At 43.8% G+C, this 25691-nt stretch carries 28 protein-coding genes; 22 read left to right on the top strand and 6 right to left on the bottom strand.

All coding sequences use genetic code 11. From position 1 onward, the window contains the following. Positions 1 to 6: 6 nt before the first annotated feature. The 5 genes from N5C46_RS10345 to N5C46_RS10325 all read left to right on the top strand — a co-directional run bounded on the left by N5C46_RS10345 (position 7) and on the right by N5C46_RS10325 (position 5770). Entirely contained in the window at positions 7 to 885 is an 879-nt protein-coding gene (locus N5C46_RS10345) for a carbohydrate ABC transporter permease (protein WP_261751997.1), read from the top strand. A gap of 28 nt (positions 886 to 913) precedes the next feature. Further along, positions 914 to 2527, top strand: a complete 1614-nt coding sequence (locus tag N5C46_RS10340) for an ABC transporter substrate-binding protein (protein WP_261751996.1) — start codon at positions 914 to 916, stop codon at positions 2525 to 2527. 65 nt (positions 2528 to 2592) lie between these two features. Further along, positions 2593 to 4098, top strand: a complete 1506-nt coding sequence (locus N5C46_RS10335; RefSeq protein ID WP_261751995.1) for a glycoside hydrolase family 32 protein — start codon at positions 2593 to 2595, stop codon at positions 4096 to 4098. Between the two features lie 4 nt (positions 4099 to 4102). Beyond that, on the top strand, positions 4103 to 5062 hold the full coding sequence (locus tag N5C46_RS10330) for a carbohydrate kinase family protein (protein ID WP_261751994.1): 960 nt from the start codon (positions 4103 to 4105) through the stop codon (positions 5060 to 5062). 63 nt (positions 5063 to 5125) lie between these two features. After that, on the top strand, positions 5126 to 5770 hold the full coding sequence (locus tag N5C46_RS10325; protein WP_261751993.1) for a flavin reductase family protein: 645 nt from the start codon (positions 5126 to 5128) through the stop codon (positions 5768 to 5770). A 48-nt stretch (positions 5771 to 5818) separates the two neighbouring features. On the opposite strand, the gene N5C46_RS10320 is transcribed toward N5C46_RS10325, so the two are convergent. The 3 genes from N5C46_RS10320 to N5C46_RS10310 all read right to left on the bottom strand — a co-directional run bounded on the left by N5C46_RS10320 (position 5819) and on the right by N5C46_RS10310 (position 7751). Next, a complete protein-coding gene (locus N5C46_RS10320) occupies positions 5819 to 6004 on the bottom strand; it encodes a hypothetical protein (RefSeq protein WP_261751992.1) in 186 nt (61 codons plus the stop codon). A 53-nt stretch (positions 6005 to 6057) separates the two neighbouring features. Beyond that, positions 6058 to 6888, bottom strand: coding sequence for a type II toxin-antitoxin system SpoIISA family toxin (locus N5C46_RS10315; RefSeq protein ID WP_261751991.1), 831 nt, complete (start codon positions 6886 to 6888; stop codon positions 6058 to 6060). A 104-nt stretch (positions 6889 to 6992) separates the two neighbouring features. After that, positions 6993 to 7751, bottom strand: coding sequence for a uracil-DNA glycosylase family protein (locus N5C46_RS10310; protein ID WP_261751990.1), 759 nt, complete (start codon positions 7749 to 7751; stop codon positions 6993 to 6995). A 151-nt stretch (positions 7752 to 7902) separates the two neighbouring features. Between N5C46_RS10310 and N5C46_RS10305 the strand changes: the two genes are divergently transcribed. Beyond that, entirely contained in the window at positions 7903 to 9129 is a 1227-nt protein-coding gene (locus N5C46_RS10305; RefSeq protein WP_261751989.1) for a DUF819 family protein, read from the top strand. Between the two features lie 171 nt (positions 9130 to 9300). After that, entirely contained in the window at positions 9301 to 10065 is a 765-nt protein-coding gene (locus N5C46_RS10300) for an SDR family oxidoreductase (RefSeq protein ID WP_261751988.1), read from the top strand. A 43-nt stretch (positions 10066 to 10108) separates the two neighbouring features. On the opposite strand, the gene N5C46_RS10295 is transcribed toward N5C46_RS10300, so the two are convergent. Beyond that, the gene (locus tag N5C46_RS10295; RefSeq protein WP_261751987.1) at positions 10109 to 10720 is read right to left on the bottom strand and encodes a hypothetical protein; all 612 of its coding nucleotides are present in this window, start codon (positions 10718 to 10720) and stop codon (positions 10109 to 10111) included. A gap of 304 nt (positions 10721 to 11024) precedes the next feature. Here N5C46_RS10295 and N5C46_RS10290 point away from each other — a divergent pair, with 304 nt between their 5' ends. The 11 genes from N5C46_RS10290 (at position 11025) to N5C46_RS10240 (ending at position 21255) form a co-directional block, all read left to right on the top strand. Next, entirely contained in the window at positions 11025 to 11945 is a 921-nt protein-coding gene (locus N5C46_RS10290) for an AAA family ATPase (protein WP_261751986.1), read from the top strand. Continuing rightward, positions 11946 to 13046 (top strand): DUF58 domain-containing protein, encoded by a 1101-nt coding sequence (locus tag N5C46_RS10285; RefSeq protein WP_261751985.1) that lies wholly within the window; start codon positions 11946 to 11948, stop codon positions 13044 to 13046. Positions 13047 to 13058: 12 nt separating this feature from the next. Continuing rightward, on the top strand, positions 13059 to 13715 hold the full coding sequence (locus N5C46_RS10280) for a hypothetical protein (protein ID WP_261751984.1): 657 nt from the start codon (positions 13059 to 13061) through the stop codon (positions 13713 to 13715). 234 nt (positions 13716 to 13949) lie between these two features. Further along, positions 13950 to 14201 carry an AbrB/MazE/SpoVT family DNA-binding domain-containing protein gene (locus N5C46_RS10275; protein WP_261751983.1) on the top strand — a complete coding sequence of 84 codons (252 nt, stop codon included), beginning with the start codon at positions 13950 to 13952 and terminating at the stop codon, positions 14199 to 14201. Then, the gene (locus N5C46_RS10270; protein WP_261751982.1) at positions 14201 to 14599 is read left to right on the top strand and encodes a type II toxin-antitoxin system death-on-curing family toxin; all 399 of its coding nucleotides are present in this window, start codon (positions 14201 to 14203) and stop codon (positions 14597 to 14599) included. The genes N5C46_RS10275 and N5C46_RS10270 overlap by 1 nt, the downstream gene beginning before the upstream one ends. A 24-nt stretch (positions 14600 to 14623) precedes the next feature. After that, positions 14624 to 14980 carry a hypothetical protein gene (locus tag N5C46_RS10265; protein ID WP_261751981.1) on the top strand — a complete coding sequence of 119 codons (357 nt, stop codon included), beginning with the start codon at positions 14624 to 14626 and terminating at the stop codon, positions 14978 to 14980. A 373-nt stretch (positions 14981 to 15353) separates the two neighbouring features. Next, positions 15354 to 16280, top strand: coding sequence for an alpha/beta hydrolase (locus N5C46_RS10260; protein WP_261751980.1), 927 nt, complete (start codon positions 15354 to 15356; stop codon positions 16278 to 16280). A 181-nt stretch (positions 16281 to 16461) separates the two neighbouring features. Beyond that, positions 16462 to 17958, top strand: a complete 1497-nt coding sequence (locus N5C46_RS10255) for a phytoene desaturase family protein (protein WP_261751979.1) — start codon at positions 16462 to 16464, stop codon at positions 17956 to 17958. 93 nt (positions 17959 to 18051) lie between these two features. Beyond that, a complete protein-coding gene (locus N5C46_RS10250) occupies positions 18052 to 18552 on the top strand; it encodes a glycosyl-4,4'-diaponeurosporenoate acyltransferase CrtO family protein (RefSeq protein ID WP_261751978.1) in 501 nt (166 codons plus the stop codon). 18 nt (positions 18553 to 18570) lie between these two features. Continuing rightward, entirely contained in the window at positions 18571 to 20124 is a 1554-nt protein-coding gene (locus N5C46_RS10245; protein WP_261751977.1) for a phytoene desaturase family protein, read from the top strand. A 24-nt stretch (positions 20125 to 20148) separates the two neighbouring features. Continuing rightward, the gene (locus tag N5C46_RS10240; RefSeq protein WP_261751976.1) at positions 20149 to 21255 is read left to right on the top strand and encodes a glycosyltransferase; all 1107 of its coding nucleotides are present in this window, start codon (positions 20149 to 20151) and stop codon (positions 21253 to 21255) included. A 168-nt stretch (positions 21256 to 21423) separates the two neighbouring features. Here the strand turns inward: N5C46_RS10240 and N5C46_RS10235 are convergent, their stop codons facing one another. Next, complete coding sequence (locus tag N5C46_RS10235) at positions 21424 to 21726, bottom strand: hypothetical protein (RefSeq protein WP_261751975.1); 303 nt, start codon at positions 21724 to 21726, stop codon at positions 21424 to 21426. A gap of 290 nt (positions 21727 to 22016) precedes the next feature. Between N5C46_RS10235 and N5C46_RS10230 the strand changes: the two genes are divergently transcribed. Genes N5C46_RS10230 through N5C46_RS10220 form a run of 3 tightly spaced genes read left to right on the top strand, consistent with a single transcriptional unit; the run spans position 22017 to position 24140 of the window. Next, positions 22017 to 22400 carry a hypothetical protein gene (locus N5C46_RS10230; RefSeq protein WP_261751974.1) on the top strand — a complete coding sequence of 128 codons (384 nt, stop codon included), beginning with the start codon at positions 22017 to 22019 and terminating at the stop codon, positions 22398 to 22400. Positions 22401 to 22426: 26 nt separating this feature from the next. Next, the gene (locus N5C46_RS10225) at positions 22427 to 23521 is read left to right on the top strand and encodes a sensor histidine kinase (RefSeq protein ID WP_261751973.1); all 1095 of its coding nucleotides are present in this window, start codon (positions 22427 to 22429) and stop codon (positions 23519 to 23521) included. 4 nt (positions 23522 to 23525) lie between these two features. Continuing rightward, positions 23526 to 24140, top strand: coding sequence for a response regulator transcription factor (locus N5C46_RS10220; RefSeq protein WP_261751972.1), 615 nt, complete (start codon positions 23526 to 23528; stop codon positions 24138 to 24140). A 325-nt stretch (positions 24141 to 24465) separates the two neighbouring features. On the opposite strand, the gene N5C46_RS10215 is transcribed toward N5C46_RS10220, so the two are convergent. Next, entirely contained in the window at positions 24466 to 25347 is an 882-nt protein-coding gene (locus N5C46_RS10215; protein ID WP_261751971.1) for a helix-turn-helix domain-containing protein, read from the bottom strand. Positions 25348 to 25500: 153 nt separating this feature from the next. Between N5C46_RS10215 and N5C46_RS10210 the strand changes: the two genes are divergently transcribed. Continuing rightward, positions 25501 to 25659 carry a hypothetical protein gene (locus N5C46_RS10210; protein ID WP_261751970.1) on the top strand — a complete coding sequence of 53 codons (159 nt, stop codon included), beginning with the start codon at positions 25501 to 25503 and terminating at the stop codon, positions 25657 to 25659. The last annotated feature ends 32 nt before the right edge of the window (positions 25660 to 25691 follow it).

The following is a 25691-nucleotide window of genomic DNA, read 5'->3' as shown; positions in this document are numbered from 1 at the left end:
AACGAGATGTACCAATACACCAGGAGTGATAAACTCATTCTTTTCATTAACAAAATCCTGCTTGGGGGAATCGTGATCATCGTTCTGTTCCCTTTGATTTACGTTCTACTATCTTCGGTTCTTGAGCCGAATGTTCTCGTGAAAAAAGGATTACTCATCAGCGGTTCCGATTGGACGCTCGAGGGATATAAACGAATCTTCGAAGATGGTACCATCGTCAAAGGATTCATCAACTCGATTCTCTATTCTGTCGGGTTCACCCTCATCACCGTGAGTGTCTGCATCTTTGCCGGCTATTCCCTCTCGGCTGAAGGGCTTGTCGGACGAAAGTTCATCATGGTGTTCTTTCTCATCACGATGTTCTTCAATGGAGGGTTGATCCCGACGTATATGGTGGTGAAGGACTTAGGGATGCTGAACACGATCTGGGCGATCATCCTTCCCAATGCCATCAATGTTTGGTTCATTATCCTTGCAAGAACGTATTTCAAATCGATTCCGAATGAGTTGAAGGAAGCTGCACGGATCGACGGGGCTTCGGAGTTCAAGATTTTCTTGAACATCGTCTTTCCATTATCAAAACCGATTATTTTTGTCATTGCGCTCTATGCGTTCATCGCACAATGGAATTCATATTTCGATGCGATGATCTACCTGGAAGACCGGGATTTGTACCCGTTACAGCTGGTCCTGCGATCGATTCTGATCCAGAATGAGGTCCAACCGGGGATGATCGCGGATCAACAGGCAGCTGCTGAACTGCAAAGGATTTCAGAGATGATCAAGTATTCATCCATCGTATTAGCGAGCTTGCCGCTGATCATTATGTATCCATTCTTCCAGAAATACTTTGAAAAAGGTGTTATGGTGGGATCTTTAAAATAATCTATTTTTTATCAATGGGGGTTTAACAATGGGGAAAAAGACAAAGACAATGTCGGCGATTCTAATGTCAGGCATGCTGCTTGCAGCAGGATGCAGCAACAACAGTGAAAGTGCTTCTTCTGAGAATTATGAATTGGAAAATGTCAAGTTTCCGCTGGAGGAACAAGTGACGCTTAAGATGATGACATCGAGCTCACCACTTGCTCCAGATGATCCAAATGAAAAGCTGATCTTCAAAAGGCTCCAGGAAGAAACAGGAGTGAAGATCGACTGGACCAATTATACAGCAGGGGAAACCTTCAATGAAAAACGGAATCTGGCTGTCGCGAGCGGCGAGCTTCCAGACGCGATCATGAATGCGGGATACAGTGACTATGAGCTGTTGAAGCTTGCGAAGGATGGGGCGATCGTTCCTGTTGAGGATCTGATTGATGAGCATATGCCCAACCTGAAAAAGGTCTTGGACGCTGCGCCTGAATATCGTTCGATGATGACGGCACCGGATGGACATATTTATTCCTTTCCTTGGATTGAAGAGCTTGGTTCAGGGAAGGTAAGCATCCACTCTGTTGATGACTTCCCTTGGATCAATGTCGAATGGCTGAATAAACTGGGGCTTGAGATGCCGAAAACAACCGATGAACTTAAAGAAGTCCTGAAAGCATTTAAGACACAGGATCCTAACGGGAATGGAGAGGCAGATGAAATCCCGATGTCTTTCATCATCAACCATGGAGGTGAAGATGTGTCCTTCTTGTTCGGTTCATTCGGACTCGGTGAGAACTGGGATCACACGGTTGTCACCAACGACGGCGAAGTGAAGCTGACGGCAGCCGACGAAGGGTATAAGGATGCCATCAATTATTTGAATGAATTATATAAAGAAGATTTGATTGACGTAGAAGCGTTTGAACAGGATTGGAACACCTACCTGTCGAAAGGGAAAGAAGGACGCTACGGCATGTACTTCACATGGGATAAAGCCAATATCACGGGTATGAACGATCGATACGACCTCATGCCGGCCCTTGAAGGACCTGATGGAACGAAGAATGTGGCAAGAACGAACGGTATGGGATTTGACCGGAACAGAATGGTCATCACGAGTGCGAACGAGAACCTTGAACTGACGGCGAAGTGGATCGATCAATTCTATAACCCGCTTCAATCGGTTCAAAATAACTGGGGAACATATGGGGATGACAAACAGCAGAACATCTTCGAAATGGATAGTGCAAGCAATTCATTAAAACACCTTCCATTAGAAGGAACGGCCCCTGTTGAGCTCAGGGAAAAAACATCCGTCGGCGGTCCACTGGCAATACTGGACGAATACTATGGAACCGTGACGACAAAACCGGATGATGCTGCTTGGAGACTGGGACTCATGAAGGATGTCATGGTACCGGATATGAAGGCAGAAAATATCTATCCAAAAGTATTCTTCTCCCTTGAAGAGTTAGATAAGCTTTCGAAGATCGAGACTGACTTACTTGCTTATGTCCAGCGTAAAAAGGCGGAATGGATCACCAACGGGAAAGCTGATGAAGAATGGGCGGATTATTTGAAAGAACTCGATCGCCTTGGGTTACAAGAGTGGCTGAAAATCAAGCAGGATGGATATGACCGTAACCAATCATAATTACATTCAGGCTGTACCTTGCCCAGGCAATCGTGCAGCCTTTCAAATGCAAAAGGAGAATCCATATGACGAATCATTATCAAGAAAAAATGAGCCTATATTCAGAAACCTATCGTCCACAATTTCATTTTTCCCCGAAGGAAAAGTGGCTGAATGATCCGAATGGGATGGTCTATTTCAAAGGGGAATATCATCTCTTCTTTCAATATCATCCACAGGGGACCACATGGGGACCGATGCACTGGGGGCATGCGGTGAGTCGTGATTTGATCCATTGGGAGGAGCTGCCGATCGCTCTTTATCCCGATGAGCATGGGGCTATTTTCTCTGGAAGCGCCGTGGTGGATTGGAAGAATACATCGGGTTTTTTTGAAGAGGGGAATGGGGGGCTCGTCGCCATTTATACAAGTGCGGGCACATATCCGGATTCCGATCGTCCAAGACAGAGGCAAAGTCTGGCCTATAGTTTTGATCATGGCAGGACGTGGGAGAAATATGAGGGGAATCCTGTCCTATCAGATGAAGACATTACCGATTACCGGGACCCCAAAGTATTTTGGCATGACGGATCTGGACGTTGGATCATGGTGCTTGCGACGGGTCAGACGATTACCATTTATACGTCACCTAATTTGATCGACTGGGAGTTCGCCAGTGAATTCGGCCAGGAAGAAGGAGCCCATTCCGGAGTATGGGAATGCCCGGATCTGTTTCCACTTATGGTCGACGGAAATCCCGATTATGTGAAATGGGTGATGTTGGTGAGCATTGGTGACAATTCCGATTTCAAGGAAGGGTCAAGAACGCAGTACTTTGTTGGTGACTTTGACGGCAAGACGTTCATCAACCATCATGGTGCGGACACCCTCCTCTGGCTTGATCACGGAAGGGACAATTATGCGGGAGTAAGTTGGTCTGATATTCCTGAAAAGGACGGAAGACGCATCTGTCTTGGATGGATGAACAACTGGAGATATGCAAACCAGGTTCCGACTGAAACGTGGAGAGGAGCCATGACGCTGCCTCGAGAATTGACTTTGATTTCTAATGCAGATGGTGTTCAGCTTTTACAAAAACCTGTATCCGAAATCAGCGGAATCAGAAAAGAATCAAAGGTCACTAAAGCAATAGAGGTAACGGAAGAAGCATCCTTAATGGATGTGAATCATGAATTAGTGGAAGTGAATCTGGCTGTAACGTTGAAAGAGGCAGAGGAGTTCAGTTTGACTATCCACCATTCATCCGATGAGAAAACGAGTATCCGGTACAATCGAATTAACCAATTGTTAACGGTCGATCGGACTCAGTCAGGAGAACACGCGTTTTCGGATTCTTTTGCGGCATTTTCCGAATGTCCTGTGGCATTAATGGAGGATACGCTCAACCTCCAGTTATTCTTGGACTCATCTTCCTTAGAAGTATTCGCACAGGGAGGACGGGGAGTATTAACGAATCTTATCTTTCCGAAGGGAACGAATACCACCCTCTCCCTCACTTCCCGTGGAGGTGTTTCCAAGGTAGAAGAGCTCTCGGTTACCGAGCTTTCCTCTATCTGGGGAAAGGAAGAATGAGCATATGAATGAATCCACGATCCTGTGCATCGGTGAACTGCTCATCGATTTCTTTTGTACTGATATCAATACAGACCTGGCTCAAGGACAACATTTTTCAAAGCAAGCAGGAGGGGCTCCGGCTAATGTGTGTGCCACCATTACCACACTTGGGGGGCGCGCCAGGTTCCTAAGTAAGGTAGGAAATGACCCCTTCGGCCATTTTTTGAAAAAGACTATGAAAGGTCTTACCATTGATGATTCTTCCATTCTTCTTGATGAGCATCATCCTACGACTCTGGCATTTGTATCATTGAAAGAAGATGGGGAAAGAGATTTCGTGTTTAATCGTGGGGCGGATGCCCATCTGAACAAGGAAGAGCTTTATGAAAGCAGCTGGAGGGAATCTTCCATCATTCACTTCGGATCAGCTACCGCTTTATTGGATGATCCCTTTAATTCCGCGTACGTATCCTTTATCCAAACGGTTAAAGAAGCAGGGAAGTTCGTCTCCTTCGATCCGAACTTTCGAAGCGACTTATGGAAAGGGAGAGAGGGGGAATTCATTGGGGTGACGGAACAGTGCATCAGTCAAGCAGACTTCGTCAAAGTAAGCGAAGAGGAATGTAAGATCATTTCTGGATTCGCCCATCTATCAGATGGAGTCGAACGTTTTCATAGACTGGGAGCCAATACGGTAGCCGTCACCCTAGGGAAGGATGGAACACTGGTTTCAAATGGAAAAGAATCGTGTATCGTCCCAAGCATTCCCGTTCCTTCCATTGATTCAACGGGGGCAGGAGACGCATTCGTTGGAGCGACACTGCATCAATTCAATCACTATCCAGATCCGAAAGCCCTCCTGGAGGATTTCGAAGAATTAAAGAACGTCATTTCAATCAGCAATCGCGTGGGGGCTACTGTCTGTACAAAAATAGGGGCGATCAGCGCAATAAGAGCATTAGAGGGACGGACCTCTAATTGATAATAACTATACATTCTTGAACTAAAGATTGGTGCCTGATGCCCAGCATGGTAAAGCTTTAGCGTGCTGGGGGTCAGGCACCGTTTTTCCATCGCATGGGTGTCCACCATATCCGAATCGGGAGAATTGAATCTTGCGCCGTTCAGCTTTTTTTCGGTGGCGTCGAGGAATCCGCCTATGCTCTCGATTTCTGTTGGACCAGGTGTGGGAGAGAGGGAAGGGCCGGAAAAGGATACGCTCGTTAATATTCGGGGACAGAAAGAATTTGTGATTAATGTCGTGATTACATTTCTTGGAAATGAAATGCAGAAGAGTGCTGAAAACCTTACGAGCAGCGTTGGTGAGTTTGAAGCGGCGGGGGTGACGGGGGTTGACAGTGTCGTTGTGAGGCCGAAGCGTGTGAAAGAGGCCCCCATCCAAATGGAATGCAGGCTTGAACAGATCATTCAGCTTGGGAGCGATCACTTAATCATCGGCAGGATGATGCATCCTGCTGTCTATCCACTACCTTATCCAAACATCCCTTTGATTGACTTAATGACTTTCAGGGCTTCTTTATTCTTTTTATCTATTTTGGTTTCGCCTTTGAGATGCGTGACTTTTTTGGGGGTTGGTTTCTTATTTGGGTTCTTGTCCATGTTTTTTCCCTCCTGTCAGGGTTTCATTACTATCCATCTTATTCAGGAAGGGGAAGAAGTATACTACTAAATAAAAAAGCAGGATGCATGATTGTGCTTCCTGCGAGTCTAGTTACTTCTATTGATTGTTGATAAATTGCAACACCTTTTTATTCAACTGCTGGACATTCCGTGACATTTTACTCGTTGATTTCTCAGATAGATGGGTCACTCTGGAAGCAGTGGTTGACACTTTTACCCGCCGGCCGTTTACTGTGATTACTTTCCCTTTTCTTGAATCTTTTTCTTTAAATTGTCCGATCATGTAAAACCCTCCCTTAATGAAGTGGTCTTTCTATCATTATACCACGGTTCGTTTTAAAGCGAATAGAAGAGATAGATTAAATTGGTGATGTGGATCGCATCTACCTCTAACACATCACCCATTTCTTTTTTTAAGACGATAATGAACTGGTCTGTATTCATAAATACCGGTACAAGCATGCTTTCGTCATCAACAAGGGACACGACAGCAGATTGTGCCAGGCTTTCTACATCCTCTTCTTCATTGTTTAAGTCAAAATTATTTATGGTCTTGATTTGTTCTACTGTCATCCTGATTCCTTCTGTTAAGCGATAGGCTTCGACAAGTGCTTGGATCTCATCAGCAGCCAAACCACCTTTCACGGCCGGATCTACGTCATCTGCTGAAAACTCTATACCCCGGACCCGGTGAATCTGCACATTGAATCCGAACTTCTCGGCATACATATCCAGATAGTTTTTTAACTCTTGTTCCGTGTAACCCCTTAAGGGTGAGAGAAGCTCATTGTTTTTCTGGATTATTTCAGAAACTGCTTCAACTCGGTAGACCATGGCTTTATGGATTTTGTCATTGGTCTTGATAATATCTTCCACATAATCGGTATATTGAAACTCGGCACTCCAAATTTTCATAATGCTCGGAGTGAGAAGAATGGCTAAATCCATGAAAATCACGATTGCAGTCAAGGTCAAGATAAACTCCCAATTAGACAATTGGAGTTCATCCATCAACAAACCGGTGGATATCGCTCCTATAAACAATGTATAAAGGGTTTTCCTGAGTGTCCGAAGAGACAAATGATATTTTAAGGGATAAAAGATGAAAAACACCAAATTCGCCAACGAAAAGACCAACAAAACCATGATGTAAATTTTAAACGCCATATCTACCCTCCATTGCTTATACGATTCCTGTCTCACAATCTATTATTCTATTTTTCTGATGATTTGTTTCACAAGCATGCCATGCATAGTTTATTGACTCACTCCTAAGCTAGCTGAACCTTATTAAAATAAGCCTCCATTTTCTTCATCATCTCCTCCTTATTCTCAGCAAACTGCCTATGCCGATGCCCATTTCCTCCAGAAGGATGAGGGAAGCCGTTTAAGATGGACGTAGAATCAATAAGACCTTGTTCTGCAAGATAAATAAGGGCTTTTGAGACGTTCACACCTAAAGGAACGATCAGTGGGTTATTTAGGTGCTCCATTTCTTTAGGGAACGATTGTAGTATGTATTCTCTAAGGACCTCAGTCTTTACGATGTTTGGCGTGGAGCCACTGTAGTTCTTGCCGTTATAGAAAACGGGATAAGGGAGGACGGAAGTGGTTTGTACCAGATGGCTGGATGATTCGAATAGCTCACTTGTGGATGAAATCCCTAAGTGATTGGGAAGGTTAAGTTCATCCAACATATTGATGAGGTTCTTTCTCATCGGACCTTCAAAGCTTGAGTTCTTCTTGACTTCGTGTAAAACGTCTTCGTCAGTGAGGTTCGCATCTTTTAGATTCCATACTGTTTCAAATGACTTTTTCATTTGATGAAGGCCAGGGGTGATTCCGACGATGACTACTTTGGCCTGTTCGTTTAGGTGTTCAAAAGGAGCGTAGTAGATTTCGAGTTTCTTCTTAGGGTCTTTTTCTAATAGGAATGTTTCATTCATAAGGGATTCATTTGAGGTCGGTTTCGCTAATGAATGGATTTTATTTTTATATTGATTGAACTTTGAGTAGGCTGCTATAGACAATGTTTTTCCCTCCGGATTTTGATTTGTTCTATAAATAGTATACACGAGTTGGAAAATACAGGGGGTCTTCCTATCGATAATATTTTGAATTTTCCACCTACTACAGGTACTATATGGATAGTGAGAATAACTGTAAAAAGGAGGAAACGTTTTGGAAGGGACACTTATCAAAGCAGATGATTACATAACATTATGGGGAATTATAGTAGTCTGGGCTTCAGCAAGTATCTACTTAGAACAGCGCTACAGCTGGGCGGCGAAGATATCCGGTGCGATTGTTGCGCTGATCGGGGCTATTATACTATCAAATACGGGAGTCATTCCAACAGCCTCACCTGTTTATGATGCTGTCTGGACATTCATCATTCCCCTTGCGATTCCGTTGCTGCTTTTCCATGTGAATTTTAAAAAGATATGGCAGGAAAGTGGACGGCTTCTCATTCTTTTCTTGATCAGCTCCATCGGTACGGTTGCAGGGGTGATCATCAGTTTCTTTTTGTTAAAGGATCATATACCGGTCCTTGATAAGATTGGTGCGATGCTCAGTGCCTCTTATGTTGGCGGCGGGGTCAATTTTGCAGCGATGGCAGCAAAGTTTGAAGCGCCTGGGGAAATGGTTTCTTCCGCCGTGGTCGCGGATAATTTAATGATGGCGATTTATTTCATTGTTCTGATGATGATCCCTGCCATGAGTTTTTTCAGAAGAAGGTTTAACGCACCCCATGTGGAAAACGTGGAGAGCGGAAGAATGAAAGAAGAGGGAAAGACTCTTGCGGAAAGCTTTTGGGAGCGGAAGGATATCTCTCTAAAGGATATTGCCTTGTCTGTAGGGACAGCCTTCCTTCTGGTGATGGTATCGTTTAAAATCGCGGAATTCCTGGACGGAGTAATTCCTTCCGGTGAAGGGACGTCTTTTTTCCTCAATTTGCTGAATGGGTTGTTCGGCGACCAGTACTTAATGTTGACGACATTGACATTCCTGGCACTTGCCCTGTTTCCGAAGTACTTTGAATCGATTAATGGAAGCCAGGAAATCGGTACGTTCCTCATTTACTTGTTCTTTGTGGTGATTGGGATTCCGGCATCGATTCCGCTCATTGTCCAAAATGCTCCGCTGCTGCTAGTATTCGTGTTCATTATTGTCGTAGTGAACATGGCTGTGTCACTGACTGCAGGAAAGCTATTAAAGTATGACCTTGAAGAGATCCTTCTCGCAAGCAATGCCAATGTCGGAGGGCCGACCACGGCTGCTGCGATGGCCATTGCGAAAGGGTGGAAGGATTTGATTGGACCGATTCTTGTAGTGGGTACGTTGGGGTATATTATTGGGAATTATATTGGGACGACATTGGGATTGTGGTTTTCTGGTTTGATGTGAGAGGTGTGCCCGCAAGTTTGTGGGCTTTTTTATTATGGTGATGACCGTGAAAGAACACTGTAACTCTGCAGTCTTTTAATATCGTAACTACCTTTGAATTTTTTAGTATGGCGGGAACATCAATCACGTATTTATAAAGAATATACTTAATTAGGAAGGAAAGATCCTTATATGAAAATCCTCGTGACTGGTGGTACAGGTGTCTTAGGTAGTAGTTTCGCAGCTTTGGCAAAGGAAAACGGCTATGAAGTAGTGCTTGCTTCAAGAAACAGACCATCTTTATCACCAGCTGAGTGGACCTACCTCAACCTGGAAACGGGTGAGGGATTGAGCACTGCACTTTCTGGTGTAGAGGTGGTATTTCATGCTGCTACCAGTCCAGCAAAAAACACGGAGAAAGTTGATGTGATGGGAACGTCCCTCCTTTTGGAAGAATGCATAAAAAACGGAGTGAAGCACTTTATTTATCCCTCGATAGTTGGGATAGATGACATACCAATGAAATACTACAGGGCAAAACGTTCAGCAGAAGCAATGATCATGGAAAGTGGCACTCCCTATTCTATTATGAGAGTGACACAGTTCCATAACTTAGTAGACAAATTAATAAGCATTCTTGCGAAATTCCCAATATGTATAGTACCTACCAACCTGAAGTTTCAAACTTGTGATGTAGATGAAGTATCAGAAACGTTCATTCAAATAGTTAAAAATGGACCGTTGGGCAGAGTAGAAGATTTCGGGGGGCCGGAAATATTATCCCTAAAGGAAATGTATATGAGTTGGAAAGAGCAAAGCAAAGTAAACCGGGTATTAATCCCGCTTCCCTATTTTCCAGGCAAGACATTCAAAGCATTCCAAGAAGGGAAAAATACGAATCCTCTTTGTGAAAAAGGGTTGCATACCTGGGAGCATTGGATTCAGAAGAAACAATAGTGTGTGTTAGGAGTGAAAAGGGAAAAGGCCGTCGTGGACACATTCACGACGGTCTTTTTCCTTTTTCTTCATACTGTACTCCAGAGGTTTTCTTTAAGTAATCCGTCATATAAGCTACATTTTCCTCATGTTCTATATCCCCATCCTTAGGAATATAAAACTTCTCCTGAGACTTCCCTTCCCCATCATAAAAAAGAAGATGACTAGAAGTAGATACCACTTTTAAATTCTGACCAATCTCTATCTGCTGTTGTCGATTTCCAAGGAAGAAGGCGTTTTGATCCCGATCAAACACAATGATGTATTCCTCATCGTTTGCTGGTTGATACTTCTCTTTTAATCGACGGGCTGATTTTTTCAGGAAAGCATTGATTCGGAAGCGGAAATACAGATAGAACACCAGGAGTACCACAAGGGATATACCAAATGCCAATAGAGCTGGAAACATTACTTGCAATATATGCTCGAATATCAGTTGGGAAGATGTACTGGCTGATTCTTGAAATGAATGATTCAAGGACAAAAATAATACTGCGGAGATCACGAACACGCCTATAATTCCAAACAAGTGAACTTTTCTAAAGTAGGGCATGTATTTGAGGAGCTCATAGTATCCGTCATCAGACAGCTTGAATGTGAGTGTTTTCTTTTGCACATATGCTTCTCCTCTCTATATGGTCATTACTTTAAGTCTAATTTATATAGATGAAAGTTCAAGGGTTTTCATGCCATTGAATTCGGCGTATTAAAGTAGGCCGGGGGAAAGGTCCCTTGGCTCACGAATAGCTGAGGGAATAGGGGGAGGAATGGGGTAATTTGAATGTGTATGGGGTGTTGGTAGCTGAAATGGAAGCAGGAGAACCGTCCCTGTGCTCACTTAACCATAAAATGGATAAAATATTGGGATTTTTTGTTATACTTATACTGACTACTATAATCTCACTCAAAGGAGAAGATATATGCTTCAGAAAATGAAAGAGACTATTTCACAAGTCATGGTGGATAAAGAAAACGAAATTGAATTAATGATGATCGCGTTATTAAGTGATGGTCATATTTTACTTGAGGACGTACCTGGAACCGGGAAAACGACGATGGCAAAGTGCTTCTCGAAAAGTATAGAGGGCACATTCAGCCGACTGCAATTTACACCGGATACCTTGCCATCGGACATCCTTGGCCAGGAGTACTTTGATATGAAGGAAAGTGATTTTAAGACCCGTAAAGGTCCTGTGTTTAGTAACGTCTTATTAATCGATGAAATTAATCGGGCCGTGCCGCGTACCCAATCGGCCTTATTGGAATTGATGGAGGAGAAGAATGTGACATTGGGTGGAGTCACTGCACCACTTCCCCAACCATTCATCGTGATTGCGACTCAGAATCCGTTTGATGCAACAGGAACATTTCCTTTGCCGGATGCACAATTAGATCGATTTTTGCTAACGATTAAACAAGGCTATCCCTCTCCTAAACATGAGAAAATGATGCTTAAACGATTTAGATTGAAAAATCCTATGGACTCAATCGATAGTGTGATCAGTGTAGAGGAAGTCTTGAATATGAAGGAAGGAGTAAAGAAAGTACTAGTTTCAGATGATATGGAGGATTATTTGTTAGACATTATCCAATCCACCCGAAAGCATAAATTTGTGGACATTGGAGTTAGTCCGAGGGGATCATTGGCATTCATGAGGGCCATCCAGGCTCGGGCCTATATTCATGGCAGGGACTATTGTACTCCTGAAGATATTAAGGCTTTGTCCCAACCTTTATTGAGTCATCGGATCGTATTGAATGTTGAAGGAGAGGTCAAAGCGACGAAAGGCCATATTATTCAGGAAATTATGGATGGGGTCACCGTTCCGGTGGAGGCATAAATGAGAGCGGAAGTCGATCAGTCCTTTGTTTCTTCTCCACATTTTCTACTATTCGTATTCATTTTATTTCTTATCACCAGTTTTTTTGAATTCAGTATCCTCTCGTTTTTATTAGCGTTATTTCTCGTTTTGATGGCAATCGGCAGGGTTTACCTACACTACGTACATACAAAAATCCGGTGGGAATTTAAAAGGTATACCCTTGCGTCGAGTGTTGGGGATGAAGAGGAATTCTACATTGAACTAGCGAATGATTCCCTTTTTCCCATATACCGCATGCAGCTCATGATGGAAAGTGAGAATGATCAGAGCTTTGTGTTTCTTCAATCGGATGAGAGGGAATCCACCGTCCACAAAGTAGTCGTTGATTTACCTCCAAGGTCAAAGAAGACGATTCCTGTGAGAATGAGAGCTAAAGGAAGAGGTCTTCATACATGGTCCAATTTTGAAATCATCGTGGCGGACCCCTTTACACTCCTCTCCTATCGACTTGAATATGCGAGTGAGGGCTTCCCGGTATTTGAAATATATCCTCCGTTCCAGTCATTAAATAAGCTTCATTTCCGCTCGGTTGTTTCTGGTCATCAATCATCCCATTACTCTTTTTATAAGGATGAACTGAGCATTATCGGCACAAAAGACTATGAAAATGAGAGCTTTCGACATATTCACTGGCTGGCTACTGCAAAGGAAAATAAAATAGTGGCTAAAAAATATGAAAAGGTACAGGGGAATGTCTATTCCGTACTCCTGAATTTTGTAGGAAACGGGAATTTTTTCATCAGAAAAGATATGGAGTCCCTTATTGAATACTCAGTAGCGTTATGTTCACTCTTGATAAAAGAAGGCTGCCATATCGAATTCTATGTGAATTATGCGTCCCATAAAAATGGCATATTAAAAGTGGAGAATCTTTCTAACATGCAACAAATAAAGAAAGTATATAAAGCCACTACCTTCATTCATACAAATGGGACGTTCCTATCAACGAATCACTTCTTCGACCACGTGAAAAGGGATAAGAATCCACAATCATCAGTATTGATCGTTGGGACGGCGCCTGATGATAAAAAAACCAACTGGATACAGGTAAAGGGATGAGGGGGAAGAGGCATGAAGTATAGAATGATGACGATCGCTTTCGTTTTGTTGATTGCCTGTTTGATCAGCCTCTCCCTGACTTCTATTTCTACTACGCTTTCTTCTAGTGTAAAAGATCATTTGTTTACAGATGAAGATATTGAGATGAAGGGACAGAATCATTTTACTGGGGAGTATACCGAACTGGACGAGGAAGCGCAGGAGGGAACGGAAGTAGAGCCCCTACTAGAAGCTGTGCTCTCTCCGTTTATAGGGGAAGATACGAGTAATAATCAAAGAAACTATCTTCTTTTTTCGGTATTGGCTTTATGTACAGGGATAACAGGTTATTTCATCTATAGAAAGTATCGTAAGAACCAGCAAGGGAAAGACAAATCAACTCCTTCATCTCCTGTTGTAGCAAAAAATGATGAGGAGGTAGCTGTAGAACATTCACCTTCTCTTAAAAGAGAAAGTCAAAGCAACATCCATCTGGTAAGGAAATCTCTACAAAAATGGGAGAAGACACTGGGCACACACAATCAGAAGCGACCTGCCGAAACGATCAATGAGTGGTTTAAGAGAATTAACGGACCGATGGAGATTATCCCTATTTATGAGAAGGTACGATATGGGGAGTCGGGATGCTCAGAAAAGGAATTGCAATTGGTGAAAAGGGTATTAAAGTGATCAGATAGAAAAAGATAACCTGTTCGAGTTGAGGGAGGTTATCTTTTTTTTTTCGTATTAAATGATTGGATTAGATGATTCTCGTTGGGTGAGGAGTGTAGGGTGCTTGGTTTCTGGTAAAAGAGAAAGGAAGCAGAAGAACCGTCCCTGTGCTTCTACTGAGCTTTATGCCCGGTGAATATCTTACGTTAGTATGTTATAATGGTTATAACATTATGAGAAGAGGTGAGATAATTGGAACAGTATGAACGGAGAGTTACAAAGATAGGTAATAGCTTTGGAATTACAATTCCAACTGACTTACTTAAGCAAGTCGGTTTAGCACAGGGAGACGATGTGCAGGTTGAGGTCGTAGAAGGGAAAATTGTGTTGAGGAAAAAGGAACAGCTAACACTCCCTGAAGGCGTCGATGCTGAATTCATGGACATCTTGAATGATGTGATAAAGGAACATGATCAGGCATTTAAAGGATTGGTGGATAAATAATGAATGACATCATTTATTTGACAACGAATCAGGTGATTGCAATCAACACGATTCAAATTCGTCTGTATTCTCCAAATGAACCAGTGGGGGTTAAAGATGCGCACCTTCTGGATTCAGCCATTAACCGTCCAAAACAATCAGCGTTTGGTCGGGATGCTTATCCTGAAATCTATGATAAGGCAGCGGCTCTATTTGAATCCATTGCAAAAAACCATGCATTTCATAATGCCAATAAACGAACGGCGCTTGCTTCACTCATTGTTTTCCTGAAGATCAATCATTATAAATGGACGATGGGAATCGAAGAAGAACAAGATTTTACTGTGGATGTTGTGAATCACAAATATACGTTTGAAGAGATGACTTCCATCATTGAACAACACATACTAAGAATATAATGCCATTCTCAGGGACGATTGAGAATGGTATTTTTATTGTTAGTCAAGGGAAGCATGAGAACCGTCCCCATGCTTCTAGAAAGGGGTGATGAAATATTTAAACGATTCTTAAGATTCAATTTGAAATTATCTCCAGCTTACTTGGTTCTGGCTCTCATATTTGTTATAGGTATCTTGCTTACTGGGGATGTAGAAACCTATACAACAGATATGGTAGCAGTAATAGCGCAAATCACTCTCATTCTTATCGTCCCTAACATCTTCTATATGTTTAAGTACAGAAAAGAGAAAGGTAGTTACATAGGTTTATTAAGTATAGTCCCATTAATTCCGGTTCCATTTGTTACAATTGCCGTCATTATGAAGCTGATTTATGTGTGAAGTATTCTGGTTTGTAACTTTACAGGCTAGTCGAAGTCTAAACCAGAGATAGCCACAGGAACAGGTCCCTTGTATTATTGAAGCCACGAAACCTTGCTCTTTGATCTCCTTCCTCCAAAAGGAAGCACGAGAACCGTCCCCATGCTTCCACAAAAAAGGGTTATCCCGCTTTTTGTGGAATACTAGATAATAGAAAGCCTAACAATCCTGATCTATTCTAATCTCTACAAACGGACTGTCATATCGAACCTTCCTAGTTTTTCCGGGGAACAAACAGGGAATAGTGAAAAGAGTGTGAGAGACAGACGAAAGATGGACTTTCTCCATTGTAGTAGAATGCTAGATACTCTTTTCATAAAGGGAGGTTCGGAGTATGTTCCCTATGATTATCGCAAAATTACTGCGCCTCTATTCTAATCAATCCAAAAACCCACCTATGATTCCTCAGCAGAAAGTAAAAATGAAAAAAGATATGTTCGTTGAAACATCTGTCGGACCCACTTCCATTTCCTTTTATTATCCTTTTACAGCAAAACAGAAAAGGCTCCCTGTTTATATCAATTTCCATGGCGGGGCTTTCATAATGAATGATAAGGAGCTGGATGATCCGTATTGCCGGTATCTTTCGAATCAGGCCGAATGCGTGGTTCTGAATGTCGAATACGGCAAGGCACCTGAGTATCCTTTTCCGAAAGCCATTGAACAGGGCTATGAGATTATTCAATGGATGAAGGGAAGAGCGGAGGAATTGGGGATTGATGCAGAAAAGGTCATGGTGGGCGGTCAAAGCTCAGGGGCCAATATCGCTGCAGCCCTTTGTCTCTACCTTGAAGAGAAAGGGGAGGAGCAGCCTCTGCTCCAAGTGCTGTCATGCCCGATGCTGGATTTCGTCACCCCTCATGCGGAGAAGCCGGAACCGGGCTGGTGGCGTTCTCGCTTTCCGGGGGTAGCCCATTTCATCCATATGTGCTATCTCCCTGTGAAGGAACAGGCGGGGCATCTTCTCGCTTCCCCTGTCCGTGCCGAGGTTAACGGACGCTTGGCCTCAGCCCTGATTCTCATTGCTGAGTCCGATGCATTCAGGCCGGAAGCTGAATGTTACGCGGGGAAATTAAAAGCAGCAGGGGTGAATGTGCAAGAAGAGTTATTCAGGAGCTGTTCCCATGCGTTTACCCATCTCGGACCTAAAGAAAAGGCGGAAGAAGCCTGGCAAATGATCGCAGGGAAAATCAAGGCTGTGGCCGAAGCGCCTCCCGCAAAACACATCCAACGTTTTCCTTTAAAGGGAGAAAGGGTATAAGATAAGGGCAGAATGTACAGACTTGATGCTGAGAAAAGTCTGAACAAACAGAATATAGTTCGATGATCCAGAGGTGGATCAGGAGGAGATGGAGATAGAGATGGAACTGGCACAAGGACAGGCGAGTTTTGAAAACATACATGCTTCAAACAAGATTTCCGAAAAGGAGGAACGGTGACCATTGAAAAATAAAACGGTACTTATCATTGGAGGCGGACTCGGCGGGGTGTCGGCTGCGATTTCACTGGCACAGGCTGGGTACGATGTCTCTTTATATGAAAAAAACGATCACATTGGAGGAAAGTTGAACCGGCTCGATCAGGATGGCTTTGGTTTTGATCTTGGCCCGTCCATTTTAACGATGCCCCATATCTTTGAGAAATTGTTTGCGGCCAGCGGAAAGTCCATGAAGGATTATGTCCCGATTGAGAAGCTGGATCATCAATGGCGCTCCTTTTTTCCCGATGGAAATATCATAGACTTATATGAAGATGTGAAAGACATGCGGGAGAAGAACGCTTCTCTCACTGAAAAGGACATTCGTGAATATCAGAAGCTGCTGGATTATTCGAAGACTCTCTATAATATGACGGATAAAACCTTATTCAAGCACGGTGTTGATTCGACGAGAGGGATGATGAAGCATACGGGGCTGTTCTCCGCCTTGAAGAACTTTGACCTGTTATCGACCGTACATAGATCCCTCGATAAGCGGATCAGCAATGAACAGTTCCGTGATATGCTTTCCTATTTCATCAAGTACGTCGGTTCGTCCCCTTACGATGCGCCGGCCGTGATGAATATGATGATCTACATGCAGCATGACCAGGGCGTATGGTATGTCCCCGGCGGTTTGCACAAGCTCGCCGACGGCCTCGTGAAGCTTGCGGAAGAAGTAGGGGTCACCTTCCATCTTGGAAAGCCCATCGTCAAGCTTGAAAAGAAGGATGGCGGAATCACTGGAGCCGTTTTGGCAGACGGGACCAGACTCACGGCGGATTACTTTGTTTCCAATATGGAAGTCATTCCGGTATACGAGCGCTTGCTGGAGGAAGACAGCCATTATATTAAAAAATTAAAAAAGAAATTTGAACCGGCGAGTTCCGGTCTCGTCATGCATCTCGGCGTGAAGAAGAGTTATCCGCAGCTGCGCCATCATAATTTCTTTTTCGCCGAAAATATGAAGGCGCAAATGGAATCGATCTTCCATCGCCGTGAATTACCGGAGGATCCGGTCATTTATCTTGTAAACGTCAATAAGACCGATCCGACACAGGCACCTGAAGGGCATGAAAACATCAAAGTGCTGCCTCATATTCCGTTTATCCGGGATGAAAATCCGTATACTCAAGCCGACTATGAACAATTCGCTGAACGGGTCCTCATCAAATTGGAGAAAATGGGCCTCGATGGCTTGCGTGACAACATTGTCACTCGTGATATGTGGACACCGGAAGATATCAGGCGCACCTATGGCTCCGACCGCGGGGCGATTTATGGGACCGTGTCGGACAAAAAGAAGAATAAAGGGTTCAAGCATCCGAAACAGAGTGAACGGTACAATAACCTCTATTTTGTCGGGGGAACGGTGAACCCCGGCGGCGGAATGCCAATGGTGACATTGAGCGGTCAGCTTGTAGGGGAACAGATTGTGGAGAGGGATTCATCCCTTGCCTGAAGATGATCGAGCCTTTCTGGAGACGTTATCGGAAAGGCTGGTTTTCTCGTTTGTAGCAAAACTATTGAACCTTTTAAACCAAGGGGTGATGTCATGATCGTATCACTGCCTGTCCATTGGATCATTATCATCGATATACTTGCCTGGACGTTCTTTCATCTCGCCATTTCGGCCATATGCTTGAAACTGCCTTTTTCATGGTTTCTGGAAGACCATTTCTGGTTTCGGACGTTCGCTTTTGAACAATCGGGAAAACTGTGGCAGCGTTTGTTCCGGGTGAAAACGTGGAAGGGGCTTATTCTCGATGGCACGATTTTTTTGAAAAAGGGATACAGCAAAAAAGGACTGCATGGGACGAAGTCGAGGGACCTGATGGTGTTTGCGGCGGAAACGAAACGCGCGGAATTCACCCACTTGCTCTCCATTCTCCCTGCTCCGCTGTTCTTCATCTGGAATCCAGCATGGGCAGGATGGGTGATGATCCTGTATGCCATCGTCTTCAACCTTCCGATCATCGTGGTTCAGCGCTACAATCGGGGGCGCATCTCGGCCATCACGTCAGGACTTGGCAAGGAATCAAGCAGACTAATGTAAGGAAATGAGGGAACGCATATGAGTAAGAAGGTGATAGTCGTGGGGGCAGGTGTTGCGGGACTTGCCAGTGCCATCAGGCTTCAGCACGCGGGGTACGAGGTGGAGTTATATGAAAAAGGATCCACCCCCGGGGGCAAAATGAATCAAATTAAACAGGACGGCTACACGTTTGATTTGGGTCCGAGTATCGTCATGATGCCGGAACTGTATCGGGAACTATTCGAATTATGCGGACGTGACCCTGATGATTATATTCCCATGGAAAAATTGGATCCGATTTACCGGGCCTATTTCACTGATATTCCCGACCAGCCTTTTGATATTTCGACAGACCTTATCCAAATGACCAAGACCATCGAATCCCTTAGCGAAGAGGATACGGAAGGTTTTTTTCAATACCTGCATGAAATTTACAGACGATTTGTCATCGCCAAGCAACACATTCTTCAAAGACCTTTCCGTAAGAGAACGGATTTCTATAATTTCCCCCTGTTGACGAAAGTGCTGCAAATGAAACCATACGACACGGCAGACACGTTTATGGGGAGATTCATCAAGAATGAGCGGCTGAAGCAGTTAATCAGCTTTCAAACATTGTACATCGGCATTTCTCCTCTAAAAAGTCCATCTTTCTATACGATGATCCCGATGATTCAATTTTTATATGGCGTATGGTTCATCAAAGGCGGAATGTATACGATGGCTTTAGGGATGGAGAGGCTCTTCAAGGAGCTTGGAGGAACGATTCACTACGGCAAGGCTGTAGAGGAGATCTCCATTCAAAATCGCAAGGCGGACGGGATCATCATAGACGGCAAGAAAATCCCTGCAGACTACGTGGTCTGTAACGCAGACTTCCCTTACGCTATGAAACACCTGGTGAAGGACAAGGCTTCCAAGGGCAGATTTACGGATAAGAAGATCGACAGCATGAACTACTCCTGTTCCTGTTTTTTGATGTATCTCGGGATGAACAGGAAATATGAAGAGGTCGATCATGTACATACGTTTATTTTTAACGAAAAGCTCAATCAGAATCTGGAAGATATTTTTGATGGGAAGAAACTGACGAATGCCTCCTTTTATGTGTACATCGCTTCCAAGAAGGATCCATCTCTTGCACCTGAGGGGAAGGACGGTCTGTATATTCTGATGCCTGTTTCCAATATTGCCACAGCCGACTATACATGGGATGAGGAAACCATTTCGTATTATCGAAACTACATTTTAAATGAATTAAAGAATATCCCCGGCTTTGAAAACGTTGAGGAGGAGATTGTCACCGAAACGTATACGACACCACTGGATTTCGAATCGAAATTCAATGCCTATCGCGGGGCCACATTCGGCTTGCAGCCAACACTGGATCAAAGCAATCACAAACGTCCACAGAGCAAGGCCAGCCATTGTGAGAATCTGTACTTTACCGGAAGCAGTACACATCCGGGTGCAGGCGTCCCGATCGTGCTGTTATCAGCCAGGATCACGGCACAGGAACTTATTCAGGATGACACGGGCCATGTGTACGATTATTCATCTAACATACAGCCTCAACGGGGATTGTCACATTAGCCGTAGAGGAAGGAGGCAGGTTATATGACAGCTTCAGAAGTGATCAATCTCATCCTGGGGGGCCTCGGGGTTGCGATTGCCGTTATCCTGTTTTGGTCCTTGCCGGTTCCGAGATTCACCTCCAAAAATACGGAGGAGTTGCCGTTTCTGTCCATCATTATCCCTGCAAGGAATGAAGAGGGCAGGATCACCCCGTTATTGCAGTCGTTGCAGGAGCAGCGATTCAAGGGATTTGAAGTTCTGTTGGTGGATGACGATTCATCGGATCGTACCGCGGCCATCGCAGAAAGCTACGGAGTCACGGTCCTCCAGAATAACGGGGCAGGGAAATCGTCTGCCTGCTGGCGAGGGGCCAAGGAGGCAAAAGGAACCTGGCTGCTGTTCCTTGATGCCGATACCCGATTCATGAGTGTGGATGGACTACGTAATCTCCTGCATGTTTACCAAGGAAAAGGAGCAAGGGGGATCCTCGCCTTGCAGCCCTATCACACAGTGCAGCGTGTGTATGAGCATCTCTCCATTGTCTTTAACATCATCGTGGTGGTGGGCATGAACCTCTTTACCGTCTGGGGATCCCGCTTCAAAGCCGCCGGTTCGTTCGGTCCATGTATTCTATGTAATCGAGACGACTACTTCTTATCCGGAGGGCATGAGAAAATCGAAGGGGCCATCATGGATGATCTCGCCCTGGGGGAGGCCTTTCTTGAACAGAACCTTCCCGTTCGCTGCCTTGGAGGCAGAGGAATCATTTCGTTCCGCATGTATCCGGAAGGGGTGGGCAGCCTGATCGAAGGCTGGTGCAAAAGCTTTGCCGTAGGATCCAAGTCCACTCATCCTGTGGTTATGCTGATGGTCATTCTCTGGATAACGGGCAGTTTAACCACCGCGTCTTCATTGATTTCTTCGATTATTGTGGGAAATACCACCGCTATGATCGTCTATGGGGTATTGTATATCCTCTATGCCGTTCAAACAGCCTGGTTTGCCCGCCGGGTCGGGAATTTTAGATTGGGGTATTTCCCGTTTTATCCTCTATTCTTTTTATTCTTTGCAGGGATTTTCATTTATTCTTTTGTCCGGGTGAATGTGTTTCATTCTGTGAGGTGGAAAGGTCGGAATATAAAGGTGTGAAGGTGATGAGTTGTGAAAAAATGGTGTCTGACCCAAGTAGGTCAGACGCCTTTTTTGGATTTGTAATGGGATGGTTTACCAAACGAAGAAATGGAGTGTGGATCATGGTGAGAGGAACGCAGAGTGGGGATAAGATAATCGTGATCGCTTCATTTAGCGTAATGACAATTACCTTTCAGCTCGATTCTCAAGGGTGAAGACCCGTTTATCAATTTCAGTGATTCTTGTGTTCAGATAATGAAAGTCTGTTTCAGAACGGTGGCTGCCTACTTTTAACAAAGCAATGACATCTTCTGTTTGTGATGTTTCAATTCTGTTAACTGTTTCTTTTACCTTTTTCAAATCGTTTCCAAATTCCTTCAGTTTACCGTCGAACTTCTTCATGTTACTGTCTAATTCCTTAACATTGCTGTCTAACTCTTTGATATTCTGTTGAATATCGGTTAACATGTTCACGATTTGTTTGTCCATTTTTTTCACCTCCTTCCTCCTATTATAGTGGAAATGGAAAGATGATACTACCTTGATATTGTGTTAACTGTGATGTCGAAGGGACAGGTCCCTTGGCTCATAAAAATTTGGTGGAATTGTTGGGTGAGGAGTCAGGATAGGTTTGAGGTTTTCTATGGATGAAAAGGAAGCACAAGAACCGTCCCCATGCTTCCCCATGCTTCCAACCAAATGATATTTATCACTATTTCCACCTATTCCCACATGCTACGATGTAAGCAGGTTGTTAGTTTATGAGAGTAGGTGAATGTATGAAGAATAGTGTTAAGGTTGGATGTATGGTGGGGGTGATTTCCGGTGTGGCAGCGATCGTGGTGTATTACTTGCTATGCTTTTTGTTAGACGTTACATTTGAGAAGATCACGCCGGTGTCGATCTTCTTGATGTCGGTAGTGGTGAATATAATCGGGGCATTGATTTACGCGAAGTTAAAGAAGCAAAGTGCAATACCGCGATGGATGTATGCCTTCATCACGATTGGGGTGGCGTTGGCCCTTTCCCTGTTTGATTGGGCGTTTCCTGCAGAGCCGGGTATTGCCGGTGTAGCGAATACGCTGCATGGATTTGTGGCGACTCTTTCCATTGCCTGGCTTCCGGGCTGGATGGATCGGACGGTCAGAAGAACAAAATCTTGAGATTTGTAGAGGGAGGGGGATGACGAATGCCGACAATTGCAACGTTTCCTTGGTGGAGGCTGCTCATCATTCCTTCTTTCTATATGCTGCTCCTGCCTTTTGGAGATAAGTGGTATGGGTATCTTCTTTTTCTGTTGCTGGCCCTTGCCTTTTGGAAAAGCACGTCACACGTGAAATATCGTGAACCAGGCTTAGTGCTGCAGCATATGTGTGTGATGGGATTGATCGTCCTCTTCAATCCGTGGAATATCTGGTTCGGTCTGTACCCTGCTATTGTGACCGGATTCCTTCCTTCGTTTAGAAGGATCACGGTCTATACTGGTTCGATGGTCGCTTTTTATATTGCTTCCGTATGGGTTCATGTTGAATTTAACTTAGGAACACAGGATTTGTCCTGGATCCCGATTCTCATCCTTCTCATTGGGTTGCCGTATTTCCTCCGTAATCAACAGATTTCAAATCAAATTAAAACAGAGCTTCTCGGAGCGAATGAAGAAATTGCCCGCCTCATCAAAATCGAGGAAAGAGAACGGATTGCGAGGGATCTGCACGATACGCTCGGGCACACTCTATCCCTTTTAACCTTGAAGGGGGAACTCGTGGAACAGCTTGTGCGCCGGAACCCTGATGAGGCGATCCAGGAGGTACGCGAGCTTCAGGACATTTCCCGGAACACCCTGATGAAAGTGCGGAAATTGGTCAGTGACATGCAGTCTGTCCAACTATCAGAAGAAGTGATGCAAGTCTCGCGGTTCCTCCAGTCAGCGGGAATAGAGGTCCATGTCCAGACGATGGATTTCGAAAGAATACCTCTCGTGAATGGAAAAATACTCGGTTTGTGCCTTCGGGAATGTGTGACCAATATTGTGAAGCACAGTCGAGCTGAGAATTGTTGGCTGAGAATGGTTGAGACTGGCGGTTCGTTCCTCCTGGAGATTGAAGACGATGGAGTTGGCATGGAGGGTGTGAACAGGACGCATGATGGAAGCGGTTTGATGGGGATGAAGGAGCGTCTCCGAATGATTGAAGGGACATTAGACTGGACATCCAATGCCGGTGGAGGGATGAAGATAACCATTTCAGTCCCAAAAATTGAAAAGCCAATGAGTGAAGCGAGGTGAGAGCATGAGAATCGTCATCGCAGAAGATCAAGGAATGGTAAGAGGTGCAATCGGGAAGTTATTATCCTTAGAACCGGATATTGAACTGGTGAGCGAAGCGGAAAATGGCGAAGAAGCCCTGCGCATCATCAGGCAGACATCCCCTGACATCGCCATCCTGGATATCGAAATGCCCATCGTCAGCGGCCTTGAAGTGGCGGAAGCATTGAAAGAGGAAGGGCACACTTGCCGCATGGTCATCGTGACAACCTTCGCACGAAGCGGCTACTTGCAGCGGGCCATCCAGGCAGGAGTGTACGGATATCTTCTGAAAGATTCTCCCGTATCCCAATTGGCTGTCCATTTACGAACCATATTAAAAGGTCAAAAAGTATTCAGTCCGCAACTTTCCCATTCTATGTTTGAAGAAATGAATCCATTGACGAAACGGGAGCAAGACATCCTCATCCATCTCGAGGAAGGCTACTCCGTAAGTGAAATGAGTAAACTCTTATATCTATCTCCTCCCACCATACGAAATTACATCTCTGAAATTATCCAAAAAGTAGAAGCGAAAAACCGTCTCGATGCCGTGAAGATTGCGAGGGTAAAGGGATGGATGGGGTCTGGTTTGGGGTGAGAAGAAGCATGGGGGCGGTTTCTGTTGCCCTTCGCTTTGATTTAAAAGGATGCACGAGAACCGTCCCCGCGGCCCTCCGACAGTTTATTATTTAATAGATAAATGGGGGACGTACCTCACTTTGACAAAGGTGGGATACGTCCCTTTGTTTGTTTATATTTTCGCCCATTTTGAAGGATGTTCTTTACGGATAAGGTCTAGATGAGCTTCACTCCATGTTTGGGAGTGGTGCTTTTTTGTGGCTATGATCATGAAGTATGATAGAGGAGGGGATTCTAATGCTTCACCTTGGTCAAAAAGGAAGCAGGAGAACCGTCCCCGTGCTTCACTTTTCTAAAAGCAAACGAACTTCATTTAAGTCTTCTTCCGTCTTCAGATAATAAGCTTCATTTTTCTCTAGTCGAAATAAGAATTGAGCTTCTAGTAAGTATTCCTTCGCTTGTTCATATTCCCCACACATTTTATGAATCTTCCCTAGCATATGTTTGGTTTTTCCAAGAATAAAACTTAACTGTTTGCTCTCCAGTAAACCAATGATTTGATAAGCGAGAGTTGTAGCTTCATTAAATTGCCCATTTTTAACGTGACAATAAGCTACGTTATAGGCAACTCGCGGGGTTAGTGTATGATCTTCTAATTGAGGTAATTCTTCGATGGCTGCATAAGCTTTATTAAAATATTCTAATGCGATCGAGACGCCATCTTTACTCAATTTAACCAGTCCAAGTGAATTACAGACGCCGATGTCGAATTCTGTTCTAAGTTTTGTATCAAGAATACTATGTAATTGTTCTTCTGCTTTTATTAAATTCTTATCACGAACATGGAGAAGAATCGCTTTGTTCCAAGTGATGAATTTTTTGTTAGTAAGGTATTCCACATGATCAGAATTTTGCTCTATTAAATTTTCAAATTGTTCAATCGTCAGGGAAAGGGCTTCGTAGTCTTGATAATATGTATGTTCTCTGCAAAGTTGTTTGTATTTTTCTATTTCTTTAAAGTCACTGAATGGCAGTTCACTCATTAAAAATTTTAAAGGTATTTTAAGTTTTTTGCTAATTTCAAATAACAAATCCAGTCTTGGATTTTGAGATCCTTTTTCAATTCTAAATAATGTAGACTCATCACAAATGCCTTCTGCTAAATCCTTTCGAGTCATGCCCGCTCTCTTGCGATAATATTCAATATTTTTATCAACGATGTTCATATTCCCCTCCAAAAATTGATAAATTATCCATTGAATTTACAAATTATTGCACAAATGCATATTTTCATTTTCTCCTACTAACTTCATAATGAAGTTAATCAAAAATAATCCATTAGTTATAGGGATACTATATCACATCAGGGGGACAAATATATGAAAAAAATATTGTTATCAAGCCTTTTATCCATTGGTTTATTGGTAAATGTAAGTGGGTTTATTCAGGCCAAAGGAACTATTGCAGAGACAAATGAATTTTCGTTAGATGTTATTTCGCCGCAATTCAATGATGATTTCATCGAAGGAAACCATTAATGCTCACTCCATCTATAAAATTATTGATGACT

The organism is Rossellomorea vietnamensis, from assembly GCF_025398035.1.
Taxonomy (GTDB): Bacteria; Bacillota; Bacilli; order Bacillales; family Bacillaceae_B; genus Rossellomorea; species Rossellomorea vietnamensis_B.
The sequence above is the reverse complement of the archived record's forward strand: the minus strand, read 5'-3'. Positions and strand labels throughout refer to the sequence as shown.

Coding starts and splice junctions, on each gene's coding strand:
- N5C46_RS10215 (WP_261751971.1), bottom strand. CDS start 25,347: ATGAACATCGTTGATAAAAATATTGAATATTATCGCAAGAGAGCGGGC.
- N5C46_RS10210 (WP_261751970.1), top strand. CDS start 25,501: ATGAAAAAAATATTGTTATCAAGCCTTTTATCCATTGGTTTATTGGTA.
- N5C46_RS10300 (WP_261751988.1), top strand. CDS start 9,301: ATGAAAATCCTCGTGACTGGTGGTACAGGTGTCTTAGGTAGTAGTTTC.
- N5C46_RS10345 (WP_261751997.1), top strand. CDS start 7: ATGTACCAATACACCAGGAGTGATAAACTCATTCTTTTCATTAACAAA.
- N5C46_RS10330 (WP_261751994.1), top strand. CDS start 4,103: ATGAATGAATCCACGATCCTGTGCATCGGTGAACTGCTCATCGATTTC.
- N5C46_RS10225 (WP_261751973.1), top strand. CDS start 22,427: ATGCCGACAATTGCAACGTTTCCTTGGTGGAGGCTGCTCATCATTCCT.
- N5C46_RS10240 (WP_261751976.1), top strand. CDS start 20,149: ATGACAGCTTCAGAAGTGATCAATCTCATCCTGGGGGGCCTCGGGGTT.
- N5C46_RS10270 (WP_261751982.1), top strand. CDS start 14,201: ATGAATGACATCATTTATTTGACAACGAATCAGGTGATTGCAATCAAC.
- N5C46_RS10340 (WP_261751996.1), top strand. CDS start 914: ATGGGGAAAAAGACAAAGACAATGTCGGCGATTCTAATGTCAGGCATG.
- N5C46_RS10250 (WP_261751978.1), top strand. CDS start 18,052: ATGATCGTATCACTGCCTGTCCATTGGATCATTATCATCGATATACTT.
- N5C46_RS10230 (WP_261751974.1), top strand. CDS start 22,017: ATGAAGAATAGTGTTAAGGTTGGATGTATGGTGGGGGTGATTTCCGGT.
- N5C46_RS10235 (WP_261751975.1), bottom strand. CDS start 21,726: ATGGACAAACAAATCGTGAACATGTTAACCGATATTCAACAGAATATC.
- N5C46_RS10265 (WP_261751981.1), top strand. CDS start 14,624: ATGGTATTTTTATTGTTAGTCAAGGGAAGCATGAGAACCGTCCCCATG.
- N5C46_RS10260 (WP_261751980.1), top strand. CDS start 15,354: ATGTTCCCTATGATTATCGCAAAATTACTGCGCCTCTATTCTAATCAA.
- N5C46_RS10335 (WP_261751995.1), top strand. CDS start 2,593: ATGACGAATCATTATCAAGAAAAAATGAGCCTATATTCAGAAACCTAT.
- N5C46_RS10280 (WP_261751984.1), top strand. CDS start 13,059: ATGAAGTATAGAATGATGACGATCGCTTTCGTTTTGTTGATTGCCTGT.
- N5C46_RS10315 (WP_261751991.1), bottom strand. CDS start 6,888: ATGGCGTTTAAAATTTACATCATGGTTTTGTTGGTCTTTTCGTTGGCG.
- N5C46_RS10290 (WP_261751986.1), top strand. CDS start 11,025: ATGCTTCAGAAAATGAAAGAGACTATTTCACAAGTCATGGTGGATAAA.
- N5C46_RS10220 (WP_261751972.1), top strand. CDS start 23,526: ATGAGAATCGTCATCGCAGAAGATCAAGGAATGGTAAGAGGTGCAATC.
- N5C46_RS10285 (WP_261751985.1), top strand. CDS start 11,946: ATGAGAGCGGAAGTCGATCAGTCCTTTGTTTCTTCTCCACATTTTCTA.
- N5C46_RS10245 (WP_261751977.1), top strand. CDS start 18,571: ATGAGTAAGAAGGTGATAGTCGTGGGGGCAGGTGTTGCGGGACTTGCC.
- N5C46_RS10320 (WP_261751992.1), bottom strand. CDS start 6,004: ATGATCGGACAATTTAAAGAAAAAGATTCAAGAAAAGGGAAAGTAATC.